Source organism: Pelovirga sp., from assembly GCF_059864205.1.
On sequence record NZ_JCBCBS010000076.1, the window covers coordinates 22,388 to 40,385 of the forward strand.

General features: G+C 52.7%; 18 protein-coding genes. 5 read left to right on the forward strand and 13 right to left on the reverse strand.

Going from position 1 to position 17,998, the window contains the following annotated elements:
• Positions 1-9: 9 nt before the first annotated feature.
• The 3 genes from AC6F7T_RS04665 to AC6F7T_RS04675 are packed head-to-tail and all read left to right on the forward strand — an operon-like array spanning position 10 to position 2,113.
• Positions 10-744: a rhomboid family intramembrane serine protease gene (locus AC6F7T_RS04665; protein WP_500716834.1), complete on the forward strand. Its 735-nt coding sequence runs from the start codon at positions 10-12 to the stop codon at positions 742-744.
• A gap of 40 nt (positions 745-784) precedes the next feature.
• The gene (ybaK, locus tag AC6F7T_RS04670) at positions 785-1,267 is read left to right on the forward strand and encodes a Cys-tRNA(Pro) deacylase (RefSeq protein ID WP_500716835.1); all 483 of its coding nucleotides are present in this window, start codon (positions 785-787) and stop codon (positions 1,265-1,267) included.
• A gap of 15 nt (positions 1,268-1,282) precedes the next feature.
• Entirely contained in the window at positions 1,283-2,113 is an 831-nt protein-coding gene (locus tag AC6F7T_RS04675) for a Sir2 family NAD-dependent protein deacetylase (RefSeq protein ID WP_500716836.1), read from the forward strand.
• Between the two features lie 107 nt (positions 2,114-2,220).
• Here the strand turns inward: AC6F7T_RS04675 and AC6F7T_RS04680 are convergent, their stop codons facing one another.
• The 8 genes from AC6F7T_RS04680 to nadC form a co-directional block, all read right to left on the reverse strand.
• Entirely contained in the window at positions 2,221-3,429 is a 1,209-nt protein-coding gene (locus AC6F7T_RS04680; RefSeq protein ID WP_500716837.1) for a M24 family metallopeptidase, read from the reverse strand.
• A 228-nt stretch (positions 3,430-3,657) separates the two neighbouring features.
• Positions 3,658-4,161, reverse strand: a complete 504-nt coding sequence (locus AC6F7T_RS04685) for a molybdenum cofactor synthesis domain-containing protein (protein WP_500716838.1) — start codon at positions 4,159-4,161, stop codon at positions 3,658-3,660.
• A 166-nt stretch (positions 4,162-4,327) separates the two neighbouring features.
• Complete coding sequence (locus AC6F7T_RS04690) at positions 4,328-5,368, reverse strand: hypothetical protein (RefSeq protein WP_500716839.1); 1,041 nt, start codon at positions 5,366-5,368, stop codon at positions 4,328-4,330.
• 11 nt (positions 5,369-5,379) lie between these two features.
• Positions 5,380-6,438, reverse strand: coding sequence for an SPOR domain-containing protein (locus AC6F7T_RS04695; RefSeq protein ID WP_500716840.1), 1,059 nt, complete (start codon positions 6,436-6,438; stop codon positions 5,380-5,382).
• Positions 6,439-6,498: 60 nt separating this feature from the next.
• Positions 6,499-8,577, reverse strand: coding sequence for an elongation factor G (fusA, locus tag AC6F7T_RS04700; protein WP_500716841.1), 2,079 nt, complete (start codon positions 8,575-8,577; stop codon positions 6,499-6,501).
• Between the two features lie 96 nt (positions 8,578-8,673).
• Positions 8,674-9,441 carry a type III pantothenate kinase gene (locus tag AC6F7T_RS04705; RefSeq protein WP_500716842.1) on the reverse strand — a complete coding sequence of 256 codons (768 nt, stop codon included), beginning with the start codon at positions 9,439-9,441 and terminating at the stop codon, positions 8,674-8,676.
• Between the two features lie 26 nt (positions 9,442-9,467).
• Positions 9,468-10,451, reverse strand: coding sequence for a biotin--[acetyl-CoA-carboxylase] ligase (locus AC6F7T_RS04710; RefSeq protein ID WP_500716843.1), 984 nt, complete (start codon positions 10,449-10,451; stop codon positions 9,468-9,470).
• Entirely contained in the window at positions 10,448-11,275 is an 828-nt protein-coding gene (gene nadC, locus AC6F7T_RS04715; RefSeq protein WP_500716844.1) for a carboxylating nicotinate-nucleotide diphosphorylase, read from the reverse strand. Before nadC ends, AC6F7T_RS04710 begins: the two co-directional genes overlap by 4 nt.
• A 211-nt stretch (positions 11,276-11,486) precedes the next feature.
• Here nadC and AC6F7T_RS04720 point away from each other — a divergent pair, with 211 nt between their 5' ends.
• On the forward strand, positions 11,487-12,368 hold the full coding sequence (locus tag AC6F7T_RS04720) for an OmpA family protein (protein WP_500716845.1): 882 nt from the start codon (positions 11,487-11,489) through the stop codon (positions 12,366-12,368).
• A gap of 99 nt (positions 12,369-12,467) precedes the next feature.
• Here AC6F7T_RS04720 and AC6F7T_RS04725 read toward each other — a convergent pair whose 3' ends face one another.
• Positions 12,468-13,886, reverse strand: coding sequence for an aldehyde dehydrogenase family protein (locus AC6F7T_RS04725; RefSeq protein ID WP_500716846.1), 1,419 nt, complete (start codon positions 13,884-13,886; stop codon positions 12,468-12,470).
• A gap of 179 nt (positions 13,887-14,065) precedes the next feature.
• On the opposite strand from AC6F7T_RS04725, the gene AC6F7T_RS04730 reads away from it, so the two are divergent.
• The gene (locus tag AC6F7T_RS04730; RefSeq protein WP_500716847.1) at positions 14,066-14,491 is read left to right on the forward strand and encodes a thioesterase family protein; all 426 of its coding nucleotides are present in this window, start codon (positions 14,066-14,068) and stop codon (positions 14,489-14,491) included.
• A 109-nt stretch (positions 14,492-14,600) separates the two neighbouring features.
• Here the strand turns inward: AC6F7T_RS04730 and AC6F7T_RS04735 are convergent, their stop codons facing one another.
• The 4 genes from AC6F7T_RS04735 to AC6F7T_RS04750 all read right to left on the reverse strand — a co-directional run bounded on the left by AC6F7T_RS04735 (position 14,601) and on the right by AC6F7T_RS04750 (position 17,969).
• Positions 14,601-15,032, reverse strand: a complete 432-nt coding sequence (locus tag AC6F7T_RS04735; RefSeq protein WP_500716848.1) for an Hsp20 family protein — start codon at positions 15,030-15,032, stop codon at positions 14,601-14,603.
• Between the two features lie 222 nt (positions 15,033-15,254).
• Positions 15,255-16,139 (reverse strand): EamA family transporter, encoded by an 885-nt coding sequence (locus AC6F7T_RS04740; protein WP_500716849.1) that lies wholly within the window; start codon positions 16,137-16,139, stop codon positions 15,255-15,257.
• A 112-nt stretch (positions 16,140-16,251) separates the two neighbouring features.
• Positions 16,252-16,593 (reverse strand): hypothetical protein, encoded by a 342-nt coding sequence (locus tag AC6F7T_RS04745; RefSeq protein WP_500716850.1) that lies wholly within the window; start codon positions 16,591-16,593, stop codon positions 16,252-16,254.
• A 50-nt stretch (positions 16,594-16,643) separates the two neighbouring features.
• Positions 16,644-17,969 (reverse strand): diguanylate cyclase, encoded by a 1,326-nt coding sequence (locus AC6F7T_RS04750; RefSeq protein WP_500716851.1) that lies wholly within the window; start codon positions 17,967-17,969, stop codon positions 16,644-16,646.
• Positions 17,970-17,998: the final 29 nt, after the last annotated feature.

Sequence of the window (17,998 nt, forward strand, 5' to 3'; positions counted from 1 at the left end):
GAGTACTACATGAACCAACCGTCACGTCACCTGTTTTTTCTCAAAAACTCCCTGCGCGGGCGCTCGCTCGTGCAGGTTCTGATTTATACCAATCTGGTCCTGTTTACCCTGATGGTTCTGCACGGCACCATCCTGGGCCTGGGCATGCAGGTGATGCTCAGACCTCCCACTAATCTGCTGGTTTACTGGGGAGGGCAGTACTGGCCCCTGGTGCTGGAAGGGGGGCAGTGGTGGCGTGCTATTACCTACGCCTTTACCCATGGCGGTCTGATCCATCTGGGTTTTAACATGATGGTTCTTTATCAGGTTGGCCCGCTACTGGAACAGGAAATTGGCTGGAATCGTTTTCTGTCAATCTATATTGTTACCGCCCTGGTCGCTACCATTGCCGGCCTGTTCTGGCACCCCCAGGTCGTTACCGTGGGGGCCTCCGGCGCTATTTTTGGGCTCATCGGCTTTTCCGTCAGCTATTATCACCGTATTGGTGGACATATTGGTATTCAACGCCGCAATTTCATGTTTCAGTGGGCGGTGATGGCCTTTATTTTCGGGATTATGGTCGGTGCCGACAATGCCGCGCACTTAGGTGGTTTGCTATCAGGCGCAGCCATCGGTTGGTGGATGCCGATCAGCATTCGCGGCTTACGTCAGACCGAACGACTTTTTCAGATCGGTGGGCTGATATTTGCCATAGCAACGGTGATCAGCATTTTTTGTATTCCCTTGTCATGGATTGCCCGCTGACAACAAACAATCTGCTTGGCCCCAGTGACGGAGATCAACGATGAGCAAGCTGAAGGTTCCGGCAACGACAGCGATCCGTTTTCTAAAACAGCATAAGGTCAAATTTGTTCCGCATCTCTATCCTTACGAAGAAAAAGGGGGGACAAAAGCCAGTGCCAAGGCACTGAATGTCGCTGAATTCTCGGTTATCAAGACCCTGATCATGGAAGATGATCAGCAGCAAGCATTTATCGTTCTGATGCACGGCAGCTGCGAGGTATCACTCAAACATCTGGCCAGACAGCTCAAAGTCAAACAGGTTAGCCCTTGCAATCCGGATAAAGCTGATCGCCTTAGCGGCTACCAGACCGGCGGCATTTCTCCCTTTGGAACCCGACAGCCCCTGCCTGTCTACATGGAAGCATCGATCGAACAACTGGAGAAAATCTGGATTAACGGCGGCAAGCGCGGTCTGCTGGTTGAAATTTCCCCGGCGGAACTGATTCGCACTCTGCAACCGGTCAAGGTGTCGGTGGCAATTTAAACAAGGAGAGCAACAATGGTAGTAACAGGACGGTTCTCTGAAGCAGCACAGCGCATCCGCAACGCTGAGGCCCTGGTAATCACCACAGGTGCCGGCATGGGGGTTGATTCCGGGCTCCCCGATTTTCGCGGCAACCAGGGATTCTGGAACGCCTACCCCATGTACGAACGTCTGGGCTTGAGCTTTATCCAAGCGGCAAATCCTGAACATTTTGAGCAGGATCCGCACTTTGGCTGGGGCTTTTACGGCCACCGCACCAATCTTTATCGCAACACCGTTCCCCATGCCGGATTTCACCTCATCAAGGCCTGGGGCGAACAATTCAACCTGCCAACCTTCATTGCCACATCAAACGTCGACGGCCAGTTCCAGAAAGCCGGCTTTACTGAGGATCAGATTCTAGAAGTCCATGGCTCCATCCATCATCTTCAATGTACAACCCCCTGCAGTCGCGATATCTGGCTTAACCAGGAAACCTTCGACATCAATGAAGCGACCATGCGCTCCACCTCTGTCCCTTTGTGCCCCAAATGTCGGCGCGTAGCCAGACCCAATATCCTGATGTTCGGTGACTACGCCTGGCTGCACCAACGCTCGGCCACCCAGGAAGAAGGTTTCGATCAGTTTCTAAGGCAGTATCAGGAAAAACCATTGGTCGTCATTGAAATCGGTGCCGGCACAACGATACCAACCATTCGCAACCTCAGTGAGCGCCTGGGTCAGCGTCCCGATACCAGCGTTTTTCGTATCAACCCGCGCGAACCGCAGATTCGTGGTGACCATTTTTCCTTTGCTGGTGGCGCCATCGAAACCCTCACGGAACTGCAGAAGGCCCTCGACACATGATCTGTATTGATGTGCAAATCTAATCACCTGATAAAACCAACAGTCGCGGACAATTTCTCTTTCATTGGAAAAACAAGGTGTGGCGCTAATCAGAAAAAAAGCACCTATCAAGTAGACGCCGGCAAAGGCAACTGCCATAAATCTTCATGGGAATAGGTCAACCTTTTTACACCTTCTTGCGTAACCCACCAGGTATTCTCTATCCCTACTGCACCTACTCCCGGGAAAACAACCTTGGGTTCAAAGGCAAAAGTCATCCCCGGTAGCAGCACCTGATCATCAAAGCCTGCGGCAATGAAGGGGTATTCATCGACCTCGACACCAATGCCATGACCGATAAATCGCACCTGTGATGGGCTTGAGCCCATAAAATGTTGTTCGTGTCCCATCTCACAGGCGCGCTCATGGCAGCGTTGATACAGCTCGGACCAGCTCAATCCCGGCCGCGCCAGTTCAAACATCAATTTCTGAATCTCCAGCATATCAGCATAGGCCCGCAACAATTTATCCGGCAGGGGGCCAATCGACAGGGTACGGGTCTGGTCGACCAGGTAGCCGTCATAGGCGATGATAAAATCAACGATAATAGGCTCATGGGCAGCAATTTTTTTGTGCCCGGCCCCCTGACCAACAGCGGGGGTTGTTCCCAGGCCACCTAAAGGAGCATCCAGGTGCGCCGGGACCGCGCCATCAGCACCGGAAAAAATATGGCCGAAGAACATTTCGGCATTAAAGCGGCGCATACGGATCAGCCCCTGGTGCCCTTCTTTGAGGGCAAAGCTGAACAGTTCAGCCATCACCTCATGGTCGGTCTTGCCGACAACAAGCAGATTTTTTGCCTGCTCATAAACCCGATCGGCGAGCAAGGCACCATCCTTCATAATTTCGATTTCGTAGCTACTCTTCACTGCGCGCACGGTGCGCACAAGTGAGCTCACATCTACCAACTCGGTAGCGGGAAGCAACTTTTTATAGCGTTGCAATTCGACCACCGGTAGCACATCGAATTCCATCCCTGCACGTTGCGGCAGCGGCAACCCGCGACGAACAAGTTCACCGGGCAAACTGCCAAGCCGATCAAGGGGCACGACATGAAACAGCCCGGACTCCATGCGCGCGCGCCCCTGGTCACGAAAGACAAAATAGAGCGGCTCCCCTTCTGCCGGCAGATAATAAAGGCCACGTTGAATGGAGCCGGTAAAATAAAACAGATCACTATTCTGTACCAGAATGGTTGCATCGATGTCCTGTTCACGTAGCTTTTCCTGTAGCTTGTGTGAGCGATCGATCAGTTCTGTCAGTGGGGTAATACGCATGCTGTCTCCTTGAAGGGAAAAATCAGGAAGGGGACTGCGGCCCGTCAACATTCGGCAGCAGCTATGATTTCTTTTATCTTCCAGCGGCTTTCATGGCCAGAAATGCTTACGACAACCGTCGGAAGAATGCGCAAATATTGTTTAAAGAGGAAAAGACCGCTATGCTAATCGGGTACTACGACAATTTGAGCAGCTACTGACAGTGCTATCCCCATTTACGGTAAGCTGTTATGGCGCCACAGCGCAGTCGGCAGGATCGCCTTTGAGTTTGGCCAGGGCGTGGGGAAGTACCGGCAGCAACACTGAAAAGTTTTCTCCGGCCCCCTTGGGGCTTCCGGGCAAATTGATGATCAGACTCTGTTTGCGCACTCCGACCAGCGCCCGAGACAACATGGCATGTGGTGTCTTAATAAGACTGGCAGCACGCATCGCTTCCGCCATACCAGGAATCTGGTAATCGAGGATCACTTCCGTTGCCTGGGGGGCTAAATCACGCGGGCTGAGCCCGGTGCCGCCGGTGGTAAGAATCAGGTCGAGCTTCAAGTCATCAACCCACCGGGTTAACATCAGGGTCAAGGTTTGTGCCTCATCGGGGATAATTTGATAACGTGCAACATCGCCCAATCCAGCAACCATCGATGACAAAAGCGGCCCGCTCTCATCAATCCGCTCACCACGGGCGCCCTTGTCTGACAGGGTAAGAATACCAATACGGTATCGCTCAGAAGACATCAGCGCAGCTCCTTTACCAGAGAATAAGAAAGAGTTAATTTTTTGTTACGACTCAGTACCCACTTTGTACGAGATCGGGGCTGCCATGACAAGGGCGTCGGTCGCCATGGACGGCGCAAAGTATCCCTTGGCGTAGCAGCCCCGATCTCGTGCTGTACAGTGACCTTTATTTTTTCTTGGTTGTTAACATGCGGCGGGCATTGTTGATAATCGGCTGGGTAACATTGCGACTGATTGCCAGTTCCTTGATATCGCGCTCCGACAGAAAGTTCATCATGCGCATCGCCTGCTGCACTGGCGTCCGCGGATGATGCACCAGGGCCTTCTTCATATCATAAAGTTTCACCCAGTCACGATTAAGCAGAATGACCCGGATCAGTTCTTCACTGCTGCTGCGATTCTGCGCCACCGCCAGCACTTCCCCCTCGGTGATGCGCGGATTACGCAACACACCGGTATTGATCTGTTTGTTTGCCTCCCGGATCAGCAACGTCCGCCACTCCTTATCGCCGGTCAGGGCCATCTTGATTTTTTCGTTGACCGTCATCTCCTGCAACTGCTGATATTTGGAGAGTGACTCTTCATCACATTCATCCACATCAACAGCGTCAGCCTCTGCCGTCTCTTCTATCTGGGGGGTAGCCGCAGCGCTCTTATTTCCCGGCCCACGCTGGTCGGTGTGAGCTGGATCCTCCTGCGGCTCAACCCACCCCAGGCGCAATCGCGTTACCTTGTCAGCATTGGGGTTGTTGATGATAATCTTACGAATAACGTCGGACTTTAGCAGAATTTCATCATGATCAGCCAGCATATCGAGGACATCGCCAGAACTCTTCTCGGCAACAAACAACAGACTTCTGATCCCGGTCATGGGATGGGCAAGAACCGCCTGCATCACTACTGCATCCTCATAGCGCAGATGAACAATCAGGTCGATAATCGCTGGATGAAGTTGGGGTTCGGTCAGGGCGGCCAGAAGAATCTGTGCCGGCAAGGTCTGCAGGGTACTTAACGCCTCTTCTTTCAGTTCCTGATTATCACCATGATAAAAAACAAAAAGGACCATGACCAGATTGAGGCCGGACATGGGCAAGGCACCACGGGCCGCAGCTAACCGGACACCGTGGCCACCCCACTTGCCCATGATTTTGGCCACTTCAGCAGGGAGCTTGATCTGAACCTTTTCGCTTTTATGCTCGCCGTTCACAGATCACCTTATCAGCGTTCGATCTCAATACGCGCACGCAAACCAACCGCATTGACTTCTGCAGCAACCTCTTCGGCAGCTTGCAAACTACTGCGGGCAACAATCAGCAACGGTCCCTCCATGGTCAGTTGAGAATCAACCGGCACCACCTGGATCTGCCGTTCTGCCAACTCGCGCTGCTGGCGACGTGCATGTTCACGATCAGAAAAAGAACCGATGTAGAGTGCCCAGCGCTCACCATCCGGGAGCAGAAAAGCAGAAGAGAACTCTTTATGCAGCTCTTCCAGGCGCTGTTGGGCTTGGGCCTGAGGGTAGATCCCTTCGAGCAATCTGATCATATCAACAGTCCCCGAGCCATGCTGCTGGTACGGCTCAAAGCCGCGCTCACGCAACAGTGCTGCTGCCTGCTCCAGATCCCTCTGATTGACAAGGGGGCCGACCAGAACCCGATGAGTCGGCTCAGCTACCACAGGAGCCGGCGCTTCTGTTGCGATCTGCTGCTCTTGGTTGACTATGCCCTGTGTCGCGATCAAAACGGTTTCGTCGCTATCCTCTCGGGTAGCACCAGGGACAACTTCGGGGGGAGCAACAGCCTCAGTCAGCGGAGCCTCTGTCACTTCAGCAGCCACTTCAGCAGCCTCGTCAGTTACTACTTGTTCAGCTATTTCAGTATCAACGCTCCCATCCCCGGTCACGACGTCCCGCGCTGTATCCGCGTTCTTTTGCTGGGCGGCTGCCTGTGGTTGCGGGCGTTCGGGAACAACCATCCGTTTTTCAACGCGAATCTGATCTTGCGACCCTGACTGACCAGTGAATAATTCGCCGAACTGAAACCAGCCGACAACAGCGACAATCAGTAGCGCGGACACAACAAGGGGCCAGCGCAACGAACGGTCTGGGCTCTTGCCGCTTTTCGCTTCCTGACCGGCAAGCTCCCTGAAAGTTTTTATGGGGGATTCATCGTCTAACAGCAGATCTTCAATCCTTTTTTTGGGCGCCGATGCCGGGGGATTTACAGCGGTGTTGGTAATTGTCGACGTTGAATGATCCCGGCTGTTGTCTTCTGTCATGATCTGATTCCCGGAAAAATTTTCGGCGGGGCACCCAGGACGGACACCCCGCCATACAGGTTAAGCCTCTTTGGCTTGTTCTTCAAGAATCTTGGCGGTTTGATGGGAAGGGACTTCTTCATATTTGCTGAATTCCATGGTGAACATGCCACGGTCGGAGGTCATGGAACGCAACTCCGGAGCATAGCGCAACACTTCGGCCATCGGCACTTCAGCACGGATAGTCTGACTGTTAGCTTGCGGCTCTACCCCGACAACCTTGCCGCGGCGTGAGTTCAAATCGCCAATAACATCCCCCATACAGTCATCAGGCACGGTGATTTCCATCGCCATAATCGGTTCGAGTAGAACAGGCTTGCACTGTTCCATGGCTTTTTTGAAGGCCATGGAGCCGGCCACTTTGAAGGCCATTTCTGACGAATCGACGGAGTGATGAGACCCATCATAAAGACTGACCTGAACATCAACCACCTGGTTCTTGGTCAGAGGACCGGTTTTCATCGCTTCGATAATCCCTTTGTCGACAGCGGGAATGTAGTTGCGCGGGACAACACCACCTACGACCTTGTCGACGAACTCGTAGCCGCTACCGCGTGGAAGCGGCTTGACTTCGATCCAGACATCGCCGTACTGACCACGACCGCCTGACTGTTTCTTATACTTACCCTGAACCTGGGTCGAGGCACGAATCGTCTCCCGATACGGCACCTTGGGCTCTTTCAGAATAACATCTGCGCCATATTTACGCTTGAGACGTTCAACAGCGACCTCCAGATGGATTTGCCCCATCCCTGACAGAACCATTTCTTTGGTTTCATCGTCACGGGTTACGGTCAGGGTCGGATCTTCCTCCATGAGACGCTGCAGCCCGGTATAAATCTTGTCTTCATCTCCCTTGTTACGACCTTCCAACGCAAAGGATATCACCGGTTTGAGGGGCACCAGTGGTTCGTACATGATTGGTTCTTTTAAATCACAGAGGGTGTCTCCGGTGGCCGTCACCTTGAGTTTTGGTACAGCGATAATGTCACCGGCGGCGGCAACCTCGATGGGGGTCTGCTTTTTCCCTTCCATTTTATAAAGGTTGCTGATCCGCTCTTTCTCATCTTTGTTCGGATTCAACACAACCGTATCAGCCGACAGCGTCCCCGAGTACAGCCGCATCAGGGTCAATTTGCCGGCATAGGGGTCGTTAATGGTTTTGAACACCATGGCGGAAAAGGGGTCATCAGGGCTGGGTTTGCGCTCCGTCGGCACATCAGTGTCGGGCTTGAAGCCGACCTGGATCCCCTTATCAATGGGCGATGGCAAACAGGCAACAACATAGTCGAGCAGTTGCCGCACACCGATATTGGCCGTCGCACTGCCGCAGAAAACCGGGGTAAAAACTCCTGTCAGGGTGCCCTCACGCAACCCTCGCAGGATGTCCTCCTGGGAAAATGTCTCCCCTTCAAGGTATTTTTCCATCAATTCATCGTCAGCCTCAGCGACCGCTTCAAGCAATTGCTCACGCAGACGCGTGGCCTCCTTCAGATACTCTTCGGGAACATCGGTTTCAGCGTACTTTCCGGTTTCATCAAAGGTATAGACGCGCGCTTTCATCCGCACCAGATCGATAATTCCCTTGAAGTTTTCTGCGGCGCCAATGGGCTGGGTTACCACCACCGCTCTGGCACCAAGGGATTTTTCCATATCATCGACGGCTTTGAGAAAATCCGCATGCTCCTTATCCATTTTATTGACAAATGCGATGCGCGGCACTTCGAAGTTATCGCACCATTCCCATATCCGTTTGGTCTGAGCCTTGGTTCCGGAGATAGCGGAAACAATAACCACCGCCCCGCCGAGGATACGCAGGCAGCGCCGGGTGTCATGAAGAAAGTTGCTGACCCCGGGAGTGTCGACGATATTGAGACTGTAGTCACCCCAGCGACAGTGATTGAGACTCGCGCTCAAGGTCGACTTGCGTTTGATTTCTTCCTCTTCAAAGTCCATTAACGAGGTACCAAGGTCAACCTTCCCCAGCTTCTCGGTCATCCCGGTATTGAAGATGATCGCCTCAACCAGAGAGGTTTTGCCGGCACCATTGTGCGCCACAATGCCAAGATTTCTTACCTTTGTCGTGTCGTGCTTGCTCATGAAACGCTCCTTTGCATGAAAAGTCACTTCCCCGCAAATTGCTGGAACCGACACAGGTTACGCAGCATTGCGAAGCACAGAAAGATTAGTGGCCTGCTATTTTTTGTTGCGCTCGTACAACAACCGCAGCCCTTTCAAAGTGAGAAAAGGCTCTACTAGATCAATTATTGTTGTTGCCGCGGCAATCGGCGCAGCCAGTCCGCCAGTGGCGACGACCAGGGGCGATTGCGGCAACTCTTTTTTCATGCGACCGACAATCCCCTCCACCAGGCCGAGATAACCAAAAAATATCCCCGCCTGTATGCTGTTGACTGTATTTTTGGCAATAACCTGAGCGGGTTTCAAAAAATCAACGCGGGGCAACTTGCTCGCCCGCTCAAACAGCGCATCGGCTGAAATCCCGATTCCCGGGGCAATGGCTCCCCCCTGATAACAACCGTCGGCTGATACCACATCAAAAGTTGTCGCCGTACCAAAATCTACCACAATCAGGGCGCAACGGGACTGTTCATAAGCGGCAACCGCGTTGACAATACGATCAGCGCCGACTTCCCTGGGGTTATCGTAAAGAATCGGCATGCCGGTTTTCATTCCCGGACCAACCATATAGGGGGTCAACTGAAAATATTTCTTACACAAGCCTTCGACGGTATTCTGCATCGACGGGACGACGGTTGAGACAATCACGTCGCGCAGGTCGGAGAAGCTGATACCACCAAGTTGAAACAGTTGCCGCATGAGCATGGCATATTCATCCACGGTGCGGTACTTATCGGTAGCAACCCGCCAGTCATAGATCAACTGCTGATCCTGATAAACACCCAATACGGTATTGCTGTTACCTACGTCGATCACCAGCAGCATGGCGTCAATATCCTTTTTAACGTCAATCAGTTGACCAGGCGCACATCGCCGGCAACAATCCGTTCAATCGTGCCGGCATCGAACTGCAGGCGCAAGGCGCCATCCACCTCCAGTCCCACCACCGTACCAACCGGGCCGGCGTCGACGGAAACCCGACGATTGATGATAGGACACCGCTGTTCCCAGCGCTGACGGATCGAAGCAAACCCTTGCTCAAGAAACTCAACATAATAGAAATCGAGGCGCTCGAGCAACGCGCGAAGAAAAACCCGGCGGTCAACCAACTGGCCGGTTTCAAGCAGAACCGATGTTGCCGGATAGTTAAGCTCCGGCGGGAACTGATCGGCAGTCATGTTGAGATTAATGCCAATACCAAGGACAACATAGTTAATCTGTTCGGTTTCTGCACTCATTTCATTGAGCAGACCGGCAATTTTTGCCCCGCCAACGAGAATATCGTTAGGCCATTTGACTTCTGCCTTGACCTTGCCGACCGTCTCAAGAACATCAACGACCGCTACCGCGGAAAGAAAAGTCAATTGCGGAGCCTGTTGAACCGGAATCTGTGGCCTTAATAATATGGAACAATAAAGGTTCACTCCGGCCGGAGAGGCCCACTGCCGCCCCAGACGCCCTTTACCGGCCAACTGTTGATCAGCGACCAGCACAGCACCCTCCGCAGCACCTGCTTCCGCCTGGGCTTTCAACTGCAGGTTAGTTGAATCAACAACCTGAAGGATGTCCAGTGAGCGGGCGACGATACGGCAATCAAGTTCGCCGGCAACGTCGCTGTTAAACAGCAGATCAGGGATTTCAAGTAGCCGATAGCCTTTGGCGTGCCGCGCTTCAATCGCCAAGCCCAAGGCCCGCAAGGAATTAATCTGTTTCCAGATCGCCGCCCGAGACAGTTGCAACTCTGTGCTGATTTTTTCACCCGACAACCAGCCATCAGCGTGACAACGCAGCAATGCCAGAATACGATCACGGGAAGACAAAGGAGGCGGAATCACTTGAACAGCATCGAGATGTCAGCCGCAAGCACCGAATGGGTCAGAGCACCGACAGAAATGATATTGACACCGGTTTCGGCGATCTCACGAACCCGTTCAAGGGTGACCCCACCAGAGGCCTCCGTCAGAGCGCGGCCATCAATCAGGGCCACGGCCTGAACCATCTCGGCGTTGGTCATATTGTCAAGCATAATCACATCAGCACCAGCATCAAGGGCTTGTTGAACCTCATTCAGGTCACGGGTTTCGACTTCTACCCTGAGGGTGTGGGGGACTTTTTCCCGAGCGCCGGCAACCGCTGCGGCAATATCCCCGGCGGCGGCAATATGATTTTCCTTGATCAGCACCCCATCAAAAAGACCAATACGGTGATTGCGCCCGCCACCGGCCCGCACCGCATATTTATCCAGCGCCCGCAAACCGGGAGCCGTTTTGCGGGTATCGACGATAAAGGCACCGGTACCCTCAACTGCCGCCACGAAACGCGCGGTCAGAGTAGCGATCCCTGACATGCGTTGCAACAGGTTCAGGGCGACCCGCTCCCCTTGCAGCAACATCAGGGCAGATCCCTTCAGCCAGGCGAGAACATCGCCCCTTTTCACCTTCTGGCCATCAACAAAAATCTTCTCAAATCGAACATCTTTGTCCAGCTGATGAAAAACGGCAGCCGCCACATCGAGACCGGCGACGACAAAATCCTCCTTGGCTACCAGCTCGGCCCGCGCCGTTGTATCACGCGCGACGGTAGCCATGGACGTCACATCGCCGAGACCGATATCTTCCTCAAGTGCCGTGCGGACAATTCTTTCAATTTCAAACTTCATCCCTGGTCTCTCCACGGAAGGATAGCAACAGCCCCAAAACCAAAGAACTTATGCCATAAATGAGGTTCATCTATAGCATAGCGGCTCCCTCTCTCGCAACTGAAAACAATGTCGCCAAGGGAGCAAATCCCCTTTACATTTCCGTTACTTGTGATAAAAATAGGGATCGTTTTAAACGCCGCCCAAAACCACGTCTGACGAGGAGTAGCAAATGAATTATCGCCATTTTTTTTTCCTGACAGCATTGCTGTTACTGACCGCCGGATGCGTCAGCAAGAACAGCTATCAGCAAAAGGTTAACGAAGCCGATCTCCTCAGCGAGGATGTGACCACCCTCACAGCCACAGTAGCAGAGTTGCGACAGGACAAGCAGATTCTGCAAGCGGACCTGGCAACCCTCAACTCTCGCCTGGTGGAGGTTCTCCAGGAAAATTCCCGCCTGCAACGCGATCTGTTGGTCGCTACTGCCACCCAGGAACGCCAGGAGGGGAACCTCTCCCTTCATCAGCAGCGCATTGCTGCAATGCAGGCCAGAAGCGAGGAACTACAAGCAACTGTTGAAGAATTAAACCATGCTCTGGACAAAGAACGCATTGCCCGCGAAGCACGATTGGCGCAGGTTAGGCACACCTATGAGGAGCTGGTTGAAGCCCTCGAGGACGAGATCAAGCGCGGTGAACTCACGATTTCCAACCTTGAAGGCAAGCTGACCGTCAACCTGCTCAATCAGATCCTTTTTGACTCAGGAGCCACCCATCTGCGCGCGGAAGGCAAAAGTGTCCTGAAAAACCTTGGTGATGTGCTTAATCGCTTTCCTGAGCGCGCCTTGCAGGTTGCCGGACATACCGACAATGTTCCGATCAGCCCACGCTTGCTGGAGCAATTCCCAACCAACTGGGAGCTTTCTACTGCCCGCGCCACCAGCGTTATCCACTTTTTACAGCAGGAGGTAGGGTTGCCTGGTAATCGGCTGATCGCGGCCGGTTTTGGTGAATATTACCCGATCGCCAGTAACGCAACCGCAGAAGGACGTGCCGAGAACCGGCGCATCGAAATTCTGCTGGTGCCCTTTGCGTCGGAACTCAGTGAGTGAATCAGCTTTTAGTCCTGTAGGCAGTACAAACCGGGGCTACCGGAAGGCTAACCCTCAAAAAGTCAATCAAAGGACCTCTGCGTCATGACATAGCGCCGGTCAAAACTGCAGCGATTTGGTCTGCAGAAACTCTTCCAAACCGTAACGCCCTAACTCCCGTCCATTACCGGACTGCTTGTAGCCCCCGAAAGGTGCGAGGGGATTGAAGCGTCCCCCGTTGATATCGACCTGTCCAGTCTGCAGTTTCCTCGCCACCCGCTCGGCACGCTCCGGATCAGCCGACCAGACAGCGCCGGACAGGCCATACACCGTGTCATTGGCAATTTCAATCGCCTCATCTTCGTCACGGTAGGTCATGATTGACAACACCGGACCGAAAATCTCTTCACGGGCAATCTTCATCTCTTTTGTCACCCGGCCAAACACCGTCGGACGCACGTAATAGCCCAGAGGCAATCCATCCGGTGGTTCGATACCTCCAATCAGGAGTTCGGCACCATCAGCAATGCCGCTGCGAATATAATCAAGAACCCGATCACGTTGTACGGCAGAAACCAGCGGCCCGATTCGGGCCTGTGTATTGAGAGGATTTTCCGGAACATAAAGAGCAACATGCTGACGGACAAACGCCACCACCAGCTCGTATTTATCCTGGGGGATCAACATACGGGTATGGGCGCTGCAGGTTTGGCCGGAGTTAAGAAAACAACTGCTCAGCGTGGCTTTGACAGCGGTTTCAATATCGGCATCATCCAGAAGGATGGTTGCGGACTTCCCCCCCAGTTCCAACGCCACGTGCTTCACTGTTTGTGCGCCAAGGGCCATGATGCGCTTGCCAATGGCAGTGGAACCCGTGAATGAAACCATATCGACATCCGGATGAGAAACTAACGCTTCACCAACCTCGGCACCATAACCTGACACCAGATTGAACACCCCCGGCGGCAGTCCGCTGGAATCAATGATCTCTGCCAGCACCAGGGCGTTGAGAGGGGTCAGTTCGCTCGGCTTGGCAACAATGGTGCAACCGGCAGCCAGAGCCGCTGCCACCTTAATCATCAACTGATGCAGGGGATAGTTCCAGGGGGTGATGGCAGCAACGACACCAACAGGTTCCTTTAACACCAGGGAATTGCCGATTCGTTCGGAAAAAGCAAACTCACCTAACAGTTTGATGTAACTTTCCAGCACAACCGTCGGTAATCCCGCCTGAATGCGTTGACTGAGCTTGATCGGCATTCCCAATTCAGTGGTCATCAATTCGGCCAACTCCGGCCCGCGCGTTACCAAGGCCTCGTAAATCTGAGTCAGATAACCGGCCCTGATGGCGGGTTTGGTCGTCGACCAGCCGGGCAACGCCTTGCGCGCTGCTGTTACGGCAGCCTCGACATCGACTGAGGAACCAGCCGGAACAGTTGCGATAACGGCCTCCGTTGCCGGATTAATGACCTCGATTAAGTCAGTGGATGCCGGGAGGCACCAGTGACCACCGATATAAATCTTGCCATACGATTTCATTTCAACCTCCTGATAAAAGCTGAACCGTTGATTCACAGCATCATCATAACAATGATTTGCTCAACCTGCGAGAAAATGCGAAAATCGGATCAAACCCTGTCAAGATTATCGTCAACACCCATCCAGAAGGGTTCCTGAGTAAGTAGTGACGATAACACCCTGTTTTTTTGAGGCCAAGGATGCCAAAAATATTTTCCTATCGCTTTTTTGTACCTGATGATGCCAACGATGCCAATGGCCATGTTAACAATATCGCCTACGTACAATGGATGCAGGATGTGGCAATCAGGCATTCGGATGCGCAAGGCTGGACGATAGACAAGTATCAACAACTTGGCACTAGCTGGGTCGTGCGCTCGCACCAGATTGAATATCTGCAGCCGGCATTTGCCGGTGAAGAAATCGAGATACTAACATGGGTTTGTAACATGAAAAGAACCCGCTCGATGCGCCGTTATCGTTTTTTTCGCTGTGCGGATCGAATGCCGCCGGCGCGGGCAGAAACCGACTGGGTTTATGTCGATAACGTAGCGGGAAAACCGAAGAAAATTGACATTGCCGTCAGTGAAGCTTTCGATCTGGTTACTCCGGAAGAGGAACCTTAGTCGTCGGCCAACAGCCGTCAAAAAAGAAAAAGGCAGGTCAACCTGCCTGCCTTATCATCCGGGAGTGGTTTCTTCCCGGCACCACAACGACAGCCGCCATCACGGCCGATCACTTGATTTCTACCTCAACGCTCTTGGGTTTGACCACCTCGATTTTGGGAATAACCAAGTTTAACAGGCCATCCTTAAAGCTGGCGTCAATTTTTTCGATGTCGATGTTCTCCGGTAGAGTAAAGCTGCGGCTGAAGCTGCCATAAAAACGCTCGACCCGATGCATTTTTTCACTTTTGTCTTCTTTTTCCTGCCGACTTTCGCCGCGGATACTCAATACCCGGTCTTCAATACTGATTTTTACATCTTCACGCTTGACCCCGGGTATATCAGCCTTGATGGTGAACCCTGTGTCTGTCTCGCTGATATCCACCCGCGGAGCCCAATCTGCGCCTTCGCCAGCAGTCATTGTGCCACCACGAAACGGCCAATCCTGGCGTCCCATCAAGCCTTCCATCTCTCTGAACGGATCCCATTTTGTCAGTTTCATCGCTTCCTCCTTGGGTAAACGCGGGATGGTTTAATAAGGCAGGCTGCCCGCTCCAGCCGACCTCAGCCCGAGAAAAAGCGGACAAAAATAAATCGAAAAAACACGCTATTCAGTGCACAACCTGCTAAAAGAATAGCGCATAATCGGCAGATTGCAAGTTTCTGCCGCGGGCATTGAGGGCCCCATGCTTGTACTACAACCAGTTGATTACAAAAGAAAAAGCTAGCGGGATCTGGCCAGGGATTCGGCAATGGCAACGACAAGGATAATGGACCCGCCGACAATAACTGCCGCAGATGGCACTTCCCGCAGAAGAACCCAAGCCAGCAAAATAGAAACCACCGGCTGCATACAGCCAACCAGGGAAACGGTTTTGGCTGCCAACAGTTTCAGACTGGCGGTGTACAGGGTGTGAGCAGCGGCGGTTCCCAGGAAACCCAACAGTACCAGTAGCAGCCAGTCATGGTTATTGAGCAAACGCGCAGTTGTCAGATCGACAAAAGGGACAAACAACAGGGCAATCGCCACCAATTGATGAAACATCAGGGTACTGCTGGGAATCGCCGCGAAGTAATATTTCTGACATAAATTGCGCAGGGAAAACAACAGTGCGGAAAACACGCCCCAGATGGCACCCTGCAGCATATTGCCGAACAATCCACCACCCAGATCCTGCCAGACCATGATCAGCAGTCCGACCAGCACGAGGATTCCGGAAAAAACATCACGTGCCGACAAACGACAGCGGGCAAAGAGGGGTTCAAGCAGAATCGTGATCATCGGATAGCTGAACAGGGCAAGAATGCCGACGGCAACAGTTGAAATCTGCATGGCATAAAAAAAGGTACCCCAGTGCACACCCATGACCACACCAAGCCCATAAATCGCCAGCAACTGTTTAAAACTTTGCACCCGCAAAGGCATACGAAAAAGCCGACAGAACAGATAGAACCCGCCGATTGCAATGAGGCTGCGTAATTGTGTTATGGAAAAAGCATCAAGGGGAATCAATTTGGCGAACAGACCGTTAAGGCTCAGCAGGGTTAACCCGACATAAAGAAGGACAATACCGCGCGGCGGAACAGCTGTGGGTGAGGGTGCGGACATAGGGACAAAGAACCGTCAGGCTACGCCAGGTGAGAGTTGATAAATAGGACGGCACACAGGTAAGTCAACAGATTGACCGACGCTACGGCTGAAAAGAGCCATTGTGAGGCATCTAGTGGGCGCGCTGTTCCAGCTGAATCAGCAAGCTTTTAAGCTGTTCAATGGTTTCCCGCAACTGGCGATTTTCCCCCTCCAGATCAGTAACCAGCTGATTTCCGGATTCCAGTTCCGCCGACAATTCAGCATGTTCAGCGCGGCACTGCTGCAATTGGCGGGCAAGGCGCCTCATCGCTTGATGCTGTTTATTGTCAGGGGCGCCGGCAAGGTATTGACCCAGGGCGGCAGAATCACCAACGGCAAGGAAATCATCAAGATAGCGGTTAAATTCCTGCTGCTGTACCTGCACCGATTCCGGCAGTACCGGCGGCAACTCTTTTTCTTCGGGAAGCAACAAAGCACATCCAGACAACAACGTAGCTATTGACAACACAAAAGGCCACCGGCTCATTCCCTGTGTTCCTCCACCATATAGGTACTACCATCCTGCAGCTTCAGGTATTCTTTGAGGCGAGCACAATCCTGGCTGATTGCCAGACGCGATGGATACTTGTAACGGGTAGAGTGAATAACGGCAATAGAAATCGACAACAGGGGGAATGTGCGCTCCACCCCATAGCGATCTTTGCCGACAAAAGATTGTGCCTGGCGATCCTCCGGCGAATAGAGAGTTGGCACCATCTCATCAAACCGGGAAATAATCGTCTGTGCCAGCACTTCACCCTTATCCGGCGAGGTCACAACAACATAATCATCACCGCCAATATGGCCAACCAGATCATCAGGATGACCGCATTCATTGACAACGGCTTGAATCAGATTTCCAACCTGACTGATGACATCGCTACCGGCTTTGTAGCCGTAACGGTCGCCATAACTTTTAAAGTTGTCGAGATCGATATAGAGATGGCAAAAATCAATTTTCTGGTTGATGCGGGTGTCTATAGCGCGGTCAATAGCTCGATTGCCCGGCAACAGGGTCAAAGGGTTGGCATCAAGATGCAACTGTTCAAGTTCACGCAGTTTCTCCCCCATCTGATAAAAATCATGTGCCAGCTCGGAGAACTCATCATCACCAGGAAGTTCCAGGCGATGATCAAAACGGCCGGCTGAAATCGATTGTGTCGCTCTTTTAAGCGCCTTGACCGAGCGATGAATACTGATGATAACGGTGATTGTTACCGGTGCCGAAAGACAGATCCCGAACAGGGTAAGAAGCACAGTAGCGCGAAAAGCTGCGCTGGTTTTTTGCGACAGGCGAGTCAGATCGGTATTGATCTGTTGTTGCTGGCGTTCCCGGTATGCCACCAGCAATTCAACAATCTGGGTGCGCAGCGGCACCATCGTCGAACCGGAAAGGGCCGTTGCCACCACCCAGTCTTCGTGCTGCAGTGCCGCTGCCAGGTGCTTATCAGCCTGACGGTAAGCATCGAGAATTTGCAGCAGGGTCTGACTCTGTTCATTGCTGGGCAATCCCTGCAGGGTCAAGACGTGACGTACCAGTTCATCGTTACGATTGCGGCGCAGGTCGATCAATTCGACATCACGCAATATCAGCAACTGCTTTTCGATATTTTCCAGGGCCAGCAGGTTCTGCTGCAGATCGCGCAACAATTCAAAGGTTGAAAACTCGATTTGTACCAGATGTTCGGTGTGACGGGTTTGCTGGTGGAGCTGATAGAGGGCGTAACCAACGGCACCGAGAGTAAAAAAGACAATGACCAGATAACCGATCACGACTTTTTTGGTCACTGTTGAAAACAGCTTACGCATGTCGTATTCACGCCCTGACGAATGAATCG

Coding starts and splice junctions, on each gene's coding strand:
- AC6F7T_RS04665 (WP_500716834.1), top strand. CDS start 10: ATGAACCAACCGTCACGTCACCTGTTTTTTCTCAAAAACTCCCTGCGC.
- AC6F7T_RS04730 (WP_500716847.1), top strand. CDS start 14,066: ATGCCAAAAATATTTTCCTATCGCTTTTTTGTACCTGATGATGCCAAC.
- AC6F7T_RS04740 (WP_500716849.1), bottom strand. CDS start 16,139: ATGTCCGCACCCTCACCCACAGCTGTTCCGCCGCGCGGTATTGTCCTT.
- AC6F7T_RS04720 (WP_500716845.1), top strand. CDS start 11,487: ATGAATTATCGCCATTTTTTTTTCCTGACAGCATTGCTGTTACTGACC.
- AC6F7T_RS04750 (WP_500716851.1), bottom strand. CDS start 17,969: ATGCGTAAGCTGTTTTCAACAGTGACCAAAAAAGTCGTGATCGGTTAT.
- AC6F7T_RS04695 (WP_500716840.1), bottom strand. CDS start 6,438: ATGACAGAAGACAACAGCCGGGATCATTCAACGTCGACAATTACCAAC.
- AC6F7T_RS04680 (WP_500716837.1), bottom strand. CDS start 3,429: ATGCGTATTACCCCACTGACAGAACTGATCGATCGCTCACACAAGCTA.
- nadC (WP_500716844.1), bottom strand. CDS start 11,275: ATGAAGTTTGAAATTGAAAGAATTGTCCGCACGGCACTTGAGGAAGAT.
- AC6F7T_RS04705 (WP_500716842.1), bottom strand. CDS start 9,441: ATGCTGCTGGTGATCGACGTAGGTAACAGCAATACCGTATTGGGTGTT.
- ybaK (WP_500716835.1), top strand. CDS start 785: ATGAGCAAGCTGAAGGTTCCGGCAACGACAGCGATCCGTTTTCTAAAA.
- fusA (WP_500716841.1), bottom strand. CDS start 8,577: ATGAGCAAGCACGACACGACAAAGGTAAGAAATCTTGGCATTGTGGCG.
- AC6F7T_RS04735 (WP_500716848.1), bottom strand. CDS start 15,032: ATGAAACTGACAAAATGGGATCCGTTCAGAGAGATGGAAGGCTTGATG.
- AC6F7T_RS04725 (WP_500716846.1), bottom strand. CDS start 13,886: ATGAAATCGTATGGCAAGATTTATATCGGTGGTCACTGGTGCCTCCCG.
- AC6F7T_RS04675 (WP_500716836.1), top strand. CDS start 1,283: ATGGTAGTAACAGGACGGTTCTCTGAAGCAGCACAGCGCATCCGCAAC.
- AC6F7T_RS04685 (WP_500716838.1), bottom strand. CDS start 4,161: ATGTCTTCTGAGCGATACCGTATTGGTATTCTTACCCTGTCAGACAAG.